Source organism: Pseudomonas taetrolens (assembly GCF_900475285.1).
Taxonomy (GTDB): domain Bacteria; phylum Pseudomonadota; class Gammaproteobacteria; order Pseudomonadales; family Pseudomonadaceae; genus Aquipseudomonas; species Aquipseudomonas taetrolens.
On record NZ_LS483370.1, the window covers coordinates 1,895,805 to 1,910,142 of the forward strand.

Annotated in this window: 9 protein-coding genes; 6 read left to right on the forward strand and 3 right to left on the reverse strand. The window is 59.5% G+C overall.

Features of this window, described 5'->3' with window-relative positions; translation table 11 throughout:
- Nucleotides 1–353 precede the first annotated feature (353 nt).
- Nucleotides 354–1,277 carry a transaldolase gene (gene tal / locus DQN55_RS08855; RefSeq protein WP_048383357.1) on the reverse strand — a complete coding sequence of 308 codons (924 nt, stop codon included), beginning with the start codon at nucleotides 1,275–1,277 and terminating at the stop codon, nucleotides 354–356.
- A 228-nt stretch (nucleotides 1,278–1,505) separates the two neighbouring features.
- Between tal and DQN55_RS08860 the strand changes: the two genes are divergently transcribed.
- The 6 genes from DQN55_RS08860 to DQN55_RS08885 all read left to right on the forward strand — a co-directional run bounded on the left by DQN55_RS08860 (nucleotide 1,506) and on the right by DQN55_RS08885 (nucleotide 12,158).
- Complete coding sequence (locus DQN55_RS08860; protein ID WP_048383358.1) at nucleotides 1,506–2,174, forward strand: DUF3313 domain-containing protein; 669 nt, start codon at nucleotides 1,506–1,508, stop codon at nucleotides 2,172–2,174.
- A 232-nt stretch (nucleotides 2,175–2,406) separates the two neighbouring features.
- The gene (gene tpx, locus DQN55_RS08865; protein WP_048383359.1) at nucleotides 2,407–2,907 is read left to right on the forward strand and encodes a thiol peroxidase; all 501 of its coding nucleotides are present in this window, start codon (nucleotides 2,407–2,409) and stop codon (nucleotides 2,905–2,907) included.
- A gap of 233 nt (nucleotides 2,908–3,140) precedes the next feature.
- Nucleotides 3,141–4,427, forward strand: a complete 1,287-nt coding sequence (locus DQN55_RS08870) for an MdtA/MuxA family multidrug efflux RND transporter periplasmic adaptor subunit (protein WP_048383360.1) — start codon at nucleotides 3,141–3,143, stop codon at nucleotides 4,425–4,427.
- Entirely contained in the window at nucleotides 4,424–7,525 is a 3,102-nt protein-coding gene (locus DQN55_RS08875; protein WP_048383361.1) for an MdtB/MuxB family multidrug efflux RND transporter permease subunit, read from the forward strand. The genes DQN55_RS08870 and DQN55_RS08875 overlap by 4 nt, the downstream gene beginning before the upstream one ends.
- The gene (locus DQN55_RS08880; RefSeq protein WP_048383362.1) at nucleotides 7,522–10,629 is read left to right on the forward strand and encodes an efflux RND transporter permease subunit; all 3,108 of its coding nucleotides are present in this window, start codon (nucleotides 7,522–7,524) and stop codon (nucleotides 10,627–10,629) included. Before DQN55_RS08875 ends, DQN55_RS08880 begins: the two co-directional genes overlap by 4 nt.
- The gene (locus DQN55_RS08885) at nucleotides 10,626–12,158 is read left to right on the forward strand and encodes an efflux transporter outer membrane subunit (RefSeq protein WP_048383363.1); all 1,533 of its coding nucleotides are present in this window, start codon (nucleotides 10,626–10,628) and stop codon (nucleotides 12,156–12,158) included. Before DQN55_RS08880 ends, DQN55_RS08885 begins: the two co-directional genes overlap by 4 nt.
- A gap of 177 nt (nucleotides 12,159–12,335) precedes the next feature.
- On the opposite strand, the gene DQN55_RS08890 is transcribed toward DQN55_RS08885, so the two are convergent.
- Both DQN55_RS08890 and DQN55_RS08895 read right to left on the reverse strand, forming a co-directional pair.
- Nucleotides 12,336–13,412, reverse strand: coding sequence for a GGDEF domain-containing protein (locus DQN55_RS08890; protein WP_048383364.1), 1,077 nt, complete (start codon nucleotides 13,410–13,412; stop codon nucleotides 12,336–12,338).
- Nucleotides 13,413–13,547: 135 nt separating this feature from the next.
- Nucleotides 13,548–14,264, reverse strand: a complete 717-nt coding sequence (locus tag DQN55_RS08895; RefSeq protein WP_048383365.1) for an HPP family protein — start codon at nucleotides 14,262–14,264, stop codon at nucleotides 13,548–13,550.
- Between the last annotated feature and the right edge of the window lie 74 nt (nucleotides 14,265–14,338).

Sequence of the window (14,338 nt, forward strand, 5' to 3'; positions counted from 1 at the left end):
GGCCGCGTCCGGCGGCGCAGCCGTCGTAAACCGTCTGAAGGTCTTCGCAGCCTGCGGCAGCGGCTACAGGGACCGTTCGTAGCAGCGCCCCCCGTTTTCCGTAACCCGCCGTAAAGCCCCGACGCGGCCTCGCTGCGCTCGACTGCTGTTACGGATTCAGGGTGATTCTGACATCTTGAAGGGCCTTCGGACCCAGCCTGTAGCAGCGGTCGAGTAGAACGAGGCCGCGTCCGGCGGCGCAGCCGTCGTAAACCGTCTGAAGGTCTTCGCAGCCTGCGGCAGCGGCTACAAGGTCATTTGTAGCCGTTGACGAGTGGAACGAGGCGACGTTCCACTCACTGGATAATCCCGGGTTATTTGCCCGCCAGCAACGCTTCGAGTTTTTCCTGGTCACGCGCGAACTGGCGGATGCCCTCGGCCAGTTTCTCGGTGGCCATGGCGTCTTCGTTGGAGGCCCAGCGGAACTGCGCTTCATTGAGGATCAGGCGCGGCTCGCCGCCTTTGCCCGGGTTCAGTTTGCGCTCCAGCGTGCCTTGTTCTTGGGACAGTTTCTCCAGCAGGTCCGGGCTGATGGTCAGGCGATCGCAACCGGCCAGTTGTTCGATCTGGTTAAGATTACGGAAGCTGGCACCCATGACCACGGTGTTGTAATCGTTGGTCTTGTAGTAGTCGTAGATGCGGGTGACGGACTGCACGCCTGGATCATCGGCACCGGTGTACTCATTGCCGGTGGACTTCTTGTACCAGTCGTAAATGCGGCCCACGAACGGCGAGATCAAAAAGACCCCGGCGTCGGCGCAGGCAGCGGCCTGGGCAAACGAGAACAACAGGGTCAGGTTGGTCTGGATGCCGGCTTTTTCAAGCTTCTCGGCAGCACGGATGCCTTCCCAGGTCGACGCGAGCTTGATCAGTACGCGGTCGCGGCCTACGCCAGCCTTGTCATACAGCTCGATCAACTGATTGGCTTTTTGCAGCAGGGCGGGCTCATCGAACGACAGGCGGGCGTCGACTTCTGTCGAAATACGGCCCGGAATCACTTTCAAGATACCGCTACCCACAGACACCGCGAAGTGGTCGCAAGCCAGGCCGACATCACCCTTGGCGTGGGCGATGGCGTTTGCCAGCAGCTCGGTATAACCCGGCATGGCAGCCGCTTTGAGCAGCAGGGAAGGGTTGGTGGTGGCATCCACGGGTTTGAGGCGGGTGATCGCGTCGAGGTCGCCGGTATCTGCAACCACGGTGGTGAACTGTTTGAGTTGTTCCAGCTTGGAAGTCATGAGCGTCTCTGTCGGAAAAGTATTAATGAATGTACAGATTGAGCGTGTCTTCGATTTAAAGTTCTCAGAGCATCAGAATGCCGTCGAAGACGTTCATTGTGCAACTCGTGCGGCAGATTAAATCTGCACAGGGCAGTGAAGGAAACCGGGATCTGCAGCACGTTATCAAGGTTTAGCTATACCTAAGACTCCACGTGCATACGATTGCACCTCAGCGGGAGTGACAGCATGAAGCTTGGATTAATGATCAGTGCAGTGTGTATTGCTTCGATCGGGATGATCGGTTGTGCGAGCAAAGTCCAGCAACCAGATGAATATTCCGGGTTTTTGAAGGATTACAGCCGTCTCAAAGAGGCCCGCTCACCGTCGGGCGCAGAAGTGATGCGCTGGATTGATCCCAAACTGAATGTGGACCAGTACAGCCAGGTTTATATTGAACCCAGCCAGTTCTATCCGGCGCCGCAACCGACGGCGAAAATCCCGAAAAGCACATTGACCGGCATTACCGGCTATTACGATCAGGCGTTGAAGCGTGAGCTGGGCAAATCGTTGCCACTGGCCAGCGCGCCCGGGCCGGGAGTGATTGTCGTGCGTCCGGCGATTACCGCAGTCAGCAGCAAAACCGAAGGTCTCAAGCCTTACGAACTGATCCCTGTGGCGCTGGTGGCAGCGGCCGTCAGTACGGCGTCGGGGATACGTGATCAGGAAACCACGCTGGCGACCGAGGCGGTATTCCTTGATGGGCAGACCCAGGCCGTGGTTGCCCAGGTTGTGCGCAAAGGCACTGGCAAGCCGCTGGAAAATGACAGCCAGGTGCTCGAGACCGATGACGTGAAGCAGGTGATCGATGGTTGGGCCTCTGACCTGCACCAGTCTTACTTGAAACTGAAAAAATAACTCGCTCTGCCGCTGCTGGCTCTGTCACGTCCTCTTACATGCCCGTTGGCAACTGCGGGCATGCAAAACGGAACACAGACCTGTTTAAGGCAGGCATTGGGTAACAACAGGGGAGGGAATAGTCTTTTTGTAACGCATGTCATGACAAATTATGTGCCTGACGCATAGGTCGGCCGCCTGATTCGTGTTTAACTTCGGCCTCTTCAAAAAACTGTTAAGAAGGACATCGTTCATGGCTCAAGTGACGCTTAAAGGCAACCCTGTTCAAGTCAACGGCGAACTGCCAGCAGTAGGCTCCAAAGCGCCGGCGTTTTCGCTGGTTGCAGGTAATTTGTCCGATGTGACGTTGGCGAACTTTGCAGGCAAGCGCAAAGTGCTGAACATTTTCCCAAGCGTTGACACCCCGACCTGCGCGACCTCCGTGCGCACGTTCAACGCCCAGGCCAACCAGGTACCAAACACCGTCGTACTGTGCATCTCGGCTGACCTGCCATTTGCACAAGCGCGTTTCTGCGGTGCAGAAGGCCTGGAAAACGTTCAGAACCTGTCGACTCTGCGCGGTCGTGAGTTCATCGAAAACTACGGCGTTGCCATCGCTGACGGCCCATTGGCCGGCCTGACTGCCCGTGCAGTTGTGGTTCTGGACGAAAACGACAACGTGCTGCACAGCGAGCTGGTCAAAGAAATCGCTGAAGAGCCGAACTACGAAGCCGCACTGGCCGTATTGAAGTAAGTCGTACCGCACTGCCCAAAACGGCCTGGCCTTGATTGCCAGGCCGTTTTTTTTTTGTGAGTCACGCCCTGTTTTCCCTTCAACAGACGCTAACCTCCCCGAGATGACATCACGGCTGACGGCTCTGAAGCTCGCAATAGAGAGCCTCTAACGTAAATAGCCGGTAAAGAGTCTTTTCATAACCGTCGACACTGCTTATCGTTCAGCCTTCTGAAAATAAGCCCTCGCGCCCAATGGTTGGTCACTCCATGCAATCCTCTGTTTCCCCCACATCTCGTCGCTGGCTGGTTGGCCTGCTGGTCTTGTTGATTGTCATTGGCGTGTGCTGGTGGTTATGGCCGTCGACTTCGAAAAATACACAGACGGCACAGTCCGCCGGGCAGACCGGCCGTTCGGGGATGATGCGTCCCGGCTTCGGCGGCTCGACCTTGCCCGTTCCGGTACGGGTGTCAGACGTGACGCGCGGTGATTTTCCGGTCTATTACAAGGCTCTGGGGACCGTGACTGCGCTGAATACGATCAACGTGCGCAGCCGCGTCGCGGGGGAACTGGTCAAGGTCAACTTCAAAGAAGGGCAAATGGTCAAGGCGGGTGACTTGCTGGCTGAAATCGATCCGCGCAGCTATCAGAACGCGCTGCTGCAAGCGGAAGGTACGCTGCTGCAGAACCAGGCCCAGTTGCGCAATGCTCAGGTCGATGTGCAGCGCTACCGTGGTTTGTACGCGGAAGATAGCATCGCCAAACAGACCCTCGATACCGCCGAGGCACTGGTCAGCCAGCTTCAAGGCACGGTCAAGACCAATCAGGCAGCGGTCAACGATGCCAGGCTCAACCTCGACTTCACCAAGATTCGTGCGCCAATCAGCGGCCGTGTCGGCTTGCGTCAACTGGACATGGGTAATCTGGTCGCGGCCAACGACACCACGGCCTTGGTGGTGATTACCCAGACCGAGCCCATTGTGGTCAGCTTTACCTTGCCCGAGAGTGATCTGGCATTGGTGCTGGCCCGTTATCGCAGCGGCGCGAGCCTGCCGGTTCAGGCCTGGGACCGGGGAGATCGCAAACAGCTGGCGGTAGGGGTGTTGAGCAGCATCGACAACCAGATCGACATCACTACCGGCACCTTGAAGTTCAAGGCGTTGTTCGAGAACCGCGATCAAAGCCTGTTCCCCAACCAGTTCGTCAATGTGCGCCTGCTGGCTGAAACCCTTAAAAACGTGGTGCTTGCGCCTGCGGCCGCCATCCAGTACGGCACCAACGGCTCGTTCGTCTACGCGCTGGATGGCGATAACAAGGTCAAGATCCGTACGATTAAAGTCGGAGTCACGGACGGTGATGTTTCGGTGATCGACGAAGGCCTGGCCCCCGGTGACCGTGTTGTGCTTGAAGGCACAGATCGTCTGCGTGACGGTGGCGCGGTGGAAGTGGTGAGCGACAGCGCTGAAGTGCCGCAAACGCCTGCCGCGCAATTACAGGGCGGGTCTGACACCGGTGCTGCGCCGGCCAAGGCGCACGAATGAATCTGTCGCGGCTGTTTATCCTGCGTCCGGTCGCAACCACGCTGTGCATGCTGGCCATTGTGTTGTCCGGGATCATTGCCTACCGCATGTTGCCGGTGTCTGCCTTGCCTCAGGTCGACTATCCGACCATTCGTGTCATGACGCTGTACCCCGGCGCCAGCCCGGATGTCATGACCAGTGCGGTGACCGCGCCCCTTGAGCGCCAGTTCGGGCAAATGCCGGGCCTGACGCAAATGGCTTCGACCAGCTCCGGCGGGGCCTCTGTACTGACGCTGCGCTTCAATCTCGATATCAATATGGACGTCGCCGAGCAACAGGTGCAGGCCGCGATCAATGCTGCCAGCAACCTGTTGCCGAGCGATTTGCCGGCCCCCCCGGTGTACAACAAGGTCAACCCGGCCGATACCCCGGTGCTGACCCTGGCAATCACCTCCAGGACCATGTTGCTGCCCAAGCTCAATGACCTGGTCGACACGCGCATGGCACAAAAAATTGCCCAGATCAGCGGTGTCGGCATGGTCAGCATCGCCGGCGGTCAGCGCCAGGCGGTACGGATCAAGGTCAACCCTGAGGCACTGGCCGCCAATGGCTTGAACCTGTCGGATGTGCGCGCACTGATCGGTGCGTCCAACGTCAACCAGCCCAAGGGCAACTTTGACGGTCCGACCCGGGTGTCGATGCTGGACGCCAACGACCAGCTGAAAACCCCGCAGGAATATGCCGAGCTGATCCTGGCGTACAACAACGGTGCGCCGCTGCGCCTGAAAGACGTGGCAGAAATCGTCGACGGTGCCGAGAACGAACGTCTCGCCGCCTGGGCCAATGAAAACCAGGCCGTGCTGCTCAATATCCAGCGCCAGCCGGGTGCCAACGTGATTGAGGTGGTTGACCGGATCAAGGCGCTGTTGCCGAGCATCACCGACAACCTGCCAGCGGGTATTGATGTCACGGTCCTGACCGACCGGACGCAAACCATCCGCGCCTCGGTGCGCGATGTGCAGCATGAGTTGCTGATCGCCATCGCCCTGGTGGTGATGGTGACATTCCTGTTCCTGCGGCGCGTCAGTGCCACGATCATTCCGTCGGTGGCCGTGCCGCTGTCGCTGATCGGTACGTTTGGCGTGATGTACCTGGCCGGTTTCTCGGTCAATAACCTGACCCTTATGGCGCTGACCATTGCCACCGGCTTTGTGGTGGATGACGCCATCGTCATGCTGGAAAATATTTCACGCTACATCGAGGAAGGCGACAGTCCGATGCAGGCCGCGCTCAAGGGCGCCCGGCAGATCGGCTTCACCCTGATCTCGCTGACCCTGTCGCTGATTGCGGTATTGATCCCGTTGCTGTTCATGGCTGACGTGGTGGGGCGTCTGTTCCGCGAGTTTGCCATCACCCTGGCCGTGGCCATCCTGATCTCGCTGGTGGTCTCGCTGACCCTGACGCCGATGATGTGCGCCCGCTTGCTCAAGGCCGAGCCTAAAGAAGAAGAGCAAGGCCGCTTCTACCGCGCCAGCGGTGCCTTCATCGACTGGATGATCGCTGAGTACGGGCGCATGTTGCAGTGGGTGCTCAAGCACCAGCCGTTGACCCTGCTGGTGGCCGTTGGCACTTTGGCCCTGACCGTATTTTTGTACATGGTGGTGCCCAAAGGCTTCTTTCCGGTGCAGGACACGGGTGTGATCCAGGGCATCTCCGAAGCGCCGCAGTCGATCTCGTTCAGCGCCATGAGCCAGCGTCAGCAAGAGCTCGGTGCGATTATCCTGCAAGATCCGGATGTCGAAAGCCTGTCCTCGTATATCGGTGTGGACGGGGATAACCCGACACTCAACAGCGGCCGCATGCTGATCAACCTCAAGCCCCACAGCCTGCGCAGCGACAGTGCCTCCGAGGTGATTGCCCGCCTGCAACCGCAGCTCGACAAGCTGGCAGGCATTCGCCTGTTCATGCAACCGGTGCAGGACCTGACCATCGAAGACCGCGTCAGCCGCACCCAGTACCAGTTCAGCCTGTCGTCGCCGGATGCCGAAATGTTGAGCACCTGGAGCCAGAAGCTGGTGACGGCGCTGTCCAGCCAGCCAGAACTGGTCGATGTTGCCAGCGACCTGCAGGACAAGGGGTTGCAGGTGTTTCTGGTGATTGACCGCGATGCGGCCTCCCGCCTCGGGGTGACGGTGGCCAACATCACCGATGCGCTGTACGACGCGTTCGGCCAGCGGCAGATCTCCACCATATACACCCAGGCCAGCCAGTACCGTGTGGTATTGCAGGCTAAAGATGGCGAGAAAATCGGCCCGCAGGCGCTGGACCAGATTCACGTCAAGACCACCGACGGCGGCCAGGTCAGGCTGTCGAGCCTGGCCAGGGTCGAGGAGCGCCAGGCGCAGCTGGCAATCTCGCATATCGGCCAGTTCCCGTCAGTCATGGTCTCGTTCAACCTGGCACCCGGCGTGGCGCTGGGTCAGGCGGTGGAGCTGATTGATCAGGTGCAAAAAGACATCGGTATGCCGGTGGGCGTGAAGACGGAGTTCCAGGGCGCCGCGCAGGCGTTCCAGGCATCGTTGTCGAGCACCTTGCTGCTGATTCTGGCGGCGGTGGTCACCATGTACATCGTGCTTGGCGTGCTCTACGAGAGCTACATCCACCCGATCACCATTCTGTCGACCTTGCCTTCAGCGGCGGTCGGAGCCTTGCTGGCGCTGATCCTCAGTGGCAATGACCTGGGCATGATTGCCATCATCGGCATCATCCTGCTGATCGGCATCGTGAAAAAGAACGCGATCATGATGATCGACTTCGCACTCGATGCCGAGCGCAATCAGGGCATGGCCCCGGAGCAGGCGATTTACCAGGCTGCGTTGCTGCGTTTCCGGCCGATTCTGATGACCACACTGGCGGCGCTGTTCGGTGCCGTACCGCTGATGCTCGCCACCGGTTCCGGCGCTGAGTTGCGTCAGCCTCTGGGTCTGGTCATGGTCGGCGGTTTGCTGGTGAGTCAGGTGTTGACGTTGTTCACCACGCCGGTGATTTACCTGTACTTCGATCGAATGGGCCGCCGCTGGCGGGGTGATGCGGCCAAGGCCGAGCAGGCTTCGGCATGAACCTGTCCGGGCCTTTCATCAAGCGTCCCGTCGCGACCATGCTCCTCAGCCTGGCAATCATGTTGCTGGGGGGCGTGAGCTTTGGCCTGCTGCCGGTATCACCGCTGCCGCAGATTGATTTCCCGGTCATCGTGGTGTCTGCCAGTTTGCCGGGGGCGAGCCCCGAGGTCATGGCGTCGAGTGTGGCCACCCCGCTGGAACGCTCATTCGGCTCGATTGCCGGTATCAACACCATGAGCAGCCGCTCGAGCCAGGGCTCGACGCGGGTGATTTTGCAGTTTGACCAGGACCGGGACATCAATGGTGCAGCCCGTGAGGTGCAGGCGGCGATCAATGCCTCGCGCAACCTGCTGCCCAGCGGCATGCGCAGCATGCCGACCTACAAAAAGATCAATCCGTCGCAGGCGCCGATCATGGTGCTGTCACTGACGTCCGATGTGCTGGAAAAGGGCCAGCTTTACGACCTGGCCTCGACCATCCTTTCGCAAAGCCTGTCCCAGGTGCCGGGTGTGGGTGAAGTGCAGATCGGCGGCAGTTCGTTGCCGGCGGTGCGCATTGAGCTGGAGCCGCAACTGCTCAATCAGTACGGTGTGTCACTGGATGATGTGCGCAGCACCATCGCCAGCGCCAACGTGCGCCGGCCCAAGGGCGCTGTGTCTGACGGGGAGCGCAACTGGCAGATCCAGGCCAACGATCAACTGGAAAAAGCCAAGGACTACGAACCGCTGGTCATTCGTTACCAGGACGGTGCAGTCTTGCGTCTGAGCGATGTGGCCAGGGTCAGGGACAGCGTCGAGGACCGCTATAACAGCGGTTTCTTCAACAACGATGCGGCGGTATTGCTGGTGGTCAATCGTCAGGCCGGGGCCAATATCATCGAGACCGTGAATGCGATCAAGGCCCAGTTGCCTGCACTGGAGGCCGTGTTACCGGCCAGCGTCAAACTGAACCTGGCGATGGACCGTTCGCCGGTGATCAAGGCCACCCTGCACGAAGCCGAGATGACCCTGCTGATTGCCGTGGCCCTGGTGATTCTGGTGGTGTTTCTGTTTCTGGGTAACTTCAGGGCATCGTTGATCCCGACCCTGGCGGTGCCGGTGTCACTGGTTGGCACCTTTGCCATCATGTACCTGTACGGGTTCTCGCTGAACAACCTGTCGTTGATGGCCCTGATTCTGGCGACCGGACTGGTGGTGGATGACGCGATTGTGGTGCTGGAGAACATCTCCCGCCATATCGATAACGGTATCGCCCCCATGAAAGCGGCGTACCTGGGGGCAAAGGAGGTCGGATTTACCCTGCTCTCGATGAACGTGTCGCTGGTGGCCGTGTTCCTGTCGATCCTGTTTATGGGGGGGATTGTCCAAAGTCTGTTCCGAGAGTTCTCCATCACCCTGGCCGCCTCGATTGTGGTGTCGCTGGTGGTGTCGCTGACCCTGACGCCAATGCTCTGTGCCCGCTGGCTCAAGCCCCATGTGCCGGGCACTGAAAATGCCATGCAGCGCTGGAGCATGCACCTCAATGACCGAATGGTTCGCGGCTATGCCCGTAGCCTGGACTGGGTGTTGCGTCACAAGCGCCTGACCCTGTTCAGCCTGCTGGTGACCATCGGGGTCAATGTGGCGCTGTATGTGGTGGTGCCTAAAACCTTCATGCCGCAACAGGACACCGGGCAACTGATCGGATTTGTCCGCGGCGATGACGGCCTGTCGTTCAGCGTGATGCAACCCAAGATGGAAATCTTCCGCAAGGCCGTGCTGGCCGACCCGGCGGTGGAGAGCGTTGCAGGTTTTATCGGGGGCAATGGCGGGACCAACAATGCCTTTATGATCGTGCGTCTGAAGCCGGTCTCGGAGCGCGGGATCTCGGCACAAAAAGTCATCGAACGCCTGCGTGAGAGCTTGCCCAAAGTGCCGGGCGGACGCCTGATGCTGATGGCTGACCAGGACCTGCAGTTTGGCGGCGGTCGTGAGCAAACCAGTTCGCAGTACTCCTACATTCTGCAAAGTGGCGACCTCAACGAGCTGCGTATCTGGTACCCGAAGGTCGTGGCTGCGCTTAAAGCCTTGCCCGAGCTGACCGCCATCGATGCCCGCGAAGGGCGGGGCGCCCAGCAAGTGACGCTGGTGGTCGACCGCGATCAGGCCAAGCGTCTCGGGGTGGACATGGACATGGTCACCTCGGTGCTGAACAACGCCTACAGCCAGCGGCAGATTTCGACCATCTATGACAGCCTGAACCAATATCAGGTGGTGATGGAGGTTAACCCCAAATACGCCCAGGACCCGCAGACCCTGAATCAGGTCCAGGTGATCACTGCGGATGGCCAGCGGATCCCGTTATCGACCATTGCCCATTACGAAAATAGCCTGCAGGACGACCGGGTCGAGCACGAAGGGCAGTTTGCATCGGAAACCATCTCGTTTGACATGGCACCCGGTGTATCACTGGAGCAGGGCACCGCGGCCATTGAACGGGCCATCGCCAAGCTGGGCTTGCCGGAAGATGTGATCGCCAAAATGGCCGGCACCGGCGATGCTTTTGCCGCGACCCAAAAAAGTCAGCCGTTCATGATTTTGGGTGCGCTGGTGGCGGTGTACCTGGTGTTGGGGATTCTCTACGAGAGTTACATCCACCCGCTGACCATTCTGTCGACATTGCCGTCGGCCGGGGTGGGCGCCTTGCTCAGCATCTACCTGACGGGAGGCGAGTTCAGCCTGATCTCACTGCTCGGCCTGTTCCTGCTGATCGGCGTGGTGAAGAAGAACGCAATCTTGATGATCGATCTTGCACTGCAACTCGAGCGGCATTCGGGCCTTGCTCCCGAGGCTTCGATCCGCAGCGCGTGCCTGCAACGTTTGCGGCCGATTCTGATGACCACCCTGGCAGCCATTCTGGGGGCCTTGCCCTTGATGCTCAGCACTGCAGAAGGCGCGGAAATGCGTCAGCCTCTGGGCCTGACCATCATTGGCGGTCTGATCTTCAGCCAGATCCTGACCCTTTACACCACTCCGGTGGTTTACCTCTATCTCGATCGCACACGCCATCGCTTCAACAAATGGCGCGGTGTGCGCACTGATGCTGCTCTGGAAACTCCGCTATGACCTCTCGTTTGCTAAACCTTGCTCCGGCACTGTCGTCCCAACGCTGGGCCCTGGCCCGAGGCTCGCGTCTGCTGGGGCTGGTGATATCAGGCTTGTTGCTCAGCGCGTGCGCGATTGGCCCGGACTACCAGCGGCCCGAACTCGCGGCTCCGGTGCAATACAAGGAAGCTGCCGGCTGGACCCAGGCCAACCCGAGTGATGCATTGGCCCGCGGCGCCTGGTGGGAGCTGTACGGTGATCAGCAGCTTAATGGCCTGGTGGAGCAGCTCAACCGCTCCAACCAGACCATTGCCCAATCCGAAGCCCAGTTTCGTCAGGCCCAGGCGTTGGTGCGCACTGCACGCGGGGCTTTTTTCCCGAGTGCTGACTTGAGCGTGGGTAAAACCCGCTCCAGTCAGGGCACCGGCAGCAGCAGCTCAAGCTTGAGCAGTTCCAGCAGCGGGATTCGTGACACCTACAATGCACAGGTTGGTGTCAGCTGGGAGGCCGATGTCTGGGGCAAGCTGCGGCGCGGCCTCGAAGCCAACGAAGCCACCGCTGAAGCCAGCCTGGCCGACCTGGCGGCCATGCGCCTGAGCCAGCAGTCCGAGTTGGTGCAGAACTACCTGCAGTTACGCGTCATCGATGAGCAAAAACGCTTACTGGAGGCCACGGTCGAGGCCTATCAGCGCTCACTGAAAATGACGGACAACCAGTACCGAGCCGGGATTTCCGGCAAGGATTCCGTGGCCCAGGCACAAACCCAATTGCGTAATACCCAGGCCAGCCTGATCGACTTGATCTGGCAGCGGGCCCAGTTTGAAAATGCGATTGCGGTGCTGACCGGACAAGCGCCTTCGGCCTTCAGCCTGGCCGAAGTCGATACCGTACCTGCGTTGCCGCAGATACCCGTGAGCCTGCCATCGCAATTGCTCGAACGTCGCCCGGACATCGCCTCGGCCGAGCGCTCGATCATCGCCGCCAATGCCAATATCGGGGTTGCCAAGGCCGCCTATTACCCGGATTTCAGCCTGAGCCTTTCGGGCGGCTACAGCAGCAGTACCTATGACGACTGGATCAGCGTGCCCAACCGTTTCTGGTCGGTAGGGCCGAAAATTGCTTTGCCACTGTTCGATGGCGGCCAACGCTCTGCCGAGGTCGACCGTAACGAAGCGCTGTATGACCAGACGGTGGCAAAGTACCGGCAGACCGTACTCGATGGTTTTCGCGAAGTGGAAAACTACCTGGTGCAGTTGAAGGTACTGGGGGACGAATCAGTGGTGCAGGAACAGGCGCTGGAGTCGGCCCGTGAGTCATTGCGCCTGACCAGCAATCAGTACAAGGCCGGCCTGATTGCCTACCTCGACGTCGTCTCGGTGCAAACCACCGCACTCACCACCGAACGTAGCGTGCTCAACTTGCTGCAAAGCCGGCTGATTGCCAGCGTGCAACTGATCGCTGCACTGGGTGGTGGCTGGGACGGCAATACCGACCTGAGTGCCAATGAAAATAACCGCCGCCGAACGTCAACGGCCCCGGATTCGCAATGACCCTGTAGCCGCTGCCGAAGGCTGCGAAAAGGAGGGGCCGCGCTATCCATCGCAGCCTGCGGCAGCGGTTACAAATAAGGACGATCCGTAGCAGCGGTCGAGCGAAGCGAGGCCGCGTCCGGCGACGCAGCCGTCGCAAAAACCCTGGGTATTTTCTGCGTGTCGACGCGTGCAGGTTCAGAGGTAGAAGCTGAACCGGTCCTTGCCATTATGTTTGGAGGCGTATAACGCCTTGTCAGCCTTGGCCAGCGCCTGGTTGAGGCTTTCGTCATCGTCGAGGCGGGTGAGCCCGATGCTGACGGTGACCGGATGTTCGTGCGGATCCTCGCGCACTTGCCGGCACAGGGTGGTCATCAGGGCCTCCACATCGGTACGACGCACGCCTGACAAATACACGGCAAATTCCTCTCCGCCCAGGCGGGCATATTGATGCCCGGCCATCACCGATTTGATACAGACGGCGGTGCGTACCAGCACTTCATCCCCCACATCGTGGCCATACTGATCGTTGATCTTCTTGAAATTGTCGATGTCGATCATCGCCAGGTAGTGATCGTGCTCCCGCGGACGGGCCAGCAGAACCTGAGTGGCCTGGGCCATGAAAGAGCGGCGGTTGGGGATCTCAGTCAGGGCATCCATGTATGCCTGGCTCATCAACAATTTGGACAGGGTGAAGTTGTACAGCTTCACCTGGCGCAATTTGAAAAAGCAGTAAATCGTCACGCTGCTGAGGAACACATAAAAACACAGAATCAGTGAGCCTCGCAGATCCAGGACCTCAGCGGAGGTCATCAGAAAAGGATTGAGCGTCAGCCAGGTCAGAAGCACAACGGCGAGGAATGCCCAGCGGCTCAAGGGCAGCACAGAGGCACTGTAGAAAATGCTGGCGGTCGCCAGAACCAGCCAGATGGGTTGCACTTCTTCCGGCAGACCATCAACGATATAGCGAATGCCAAGAGCCATCACGGCAACAAAAAACACGTTGAGCACGTCGAAATGCCGGTGCTCGACGATGAAACCCAGAATGAGGGTGGCCATCATCATGGTGCCAAGCAACAACACTGACAGCCCGGTAAAGCCCTGTTGGCCTTTGAAACTGACAATCAGGTCAAACAACAGCCAGATAAAAGTGCTGGCGATGTAGGTCAGTCGGCAAAAAGTACGCAGTTCTTCGAAATCATGTTGGGCAAATTCGGCTTGCAAGGCGCTGAGGCGGGCTTGTTTTGAAATATCAGTTTCGATGGCTTTGAGCATTGCAGGCCTTGATCGCGGTCAACAGGGCAGGAGGTCGCTTGCTACTGCTGCAAGCGGCCTCTGAGCCCGGACTGGGTGCTGATAACCCTAGCAGGAGTTGACGGTTTATCGATAGTGCCCGCGCCCGGCCTGAACTCAATTGGCCTGCGCAAATACCTCGCCGACGCTGCGTCTGCGAGCGTGCTGTTCACTGGCCCGGATCAGGGCTTCGAGATCTTCGGCTGTCACGTCAATGAAAGCATCCATGTCTTCCAGAGCCAGCTGCAAGTCTTCGGCGGTAATACCCGGATCACCGATCACCGCTGGGGCAACGAGAGGAGGGCTGGGCTCTGCCGGTTTTTTCGGATAGCTCACCCGCGTCAGATTGTTGTAGGCCAGGGCCGCCAGCAGCATGCACGCCGCGCTGAGCATGACAGGGGCCAGCACTGCCCAGCCGAGGCTGGCGCTGTCCGGGTCAGCCAGAACCACCAGCAACGCCAGGGCACCGGCAGGTGGATGCAGACAACGCAGCATGCACATGGTGATCAGTGCCAGGCCAGCCGCGAGGCAGGCGCTGTCGAGGTCGCGGCCGAAGAAATGCACCACCGACAAGGACACCAGAGTGGCACAGAAGTAGCCGCCCAGAATCGACCAGGGCTGCGCCAGCGCGCCGGATGACACCGCAAACAGCAGAACGGCTGATGCCCCCAGCGGGCCGATCAAATGCAGGGCGACAGGCAGGCCAAAGAACAGGCTGCAAACCCAGACACTGAACAGGGTACCGAGGGAAACACCCAGTGCGGCACGGCTCCATTCGGTGGGACGGGTGTGGGTGGCGGGGGGGATAAAACGGTTGATCCAGCGGTTTTGCATGGTGAGAACAATCCGGTTTGGCGGCGAAACAGATAAAAAAAGGGCTTGGCGGGGTTTCCGGCAAGCCCTTGAAA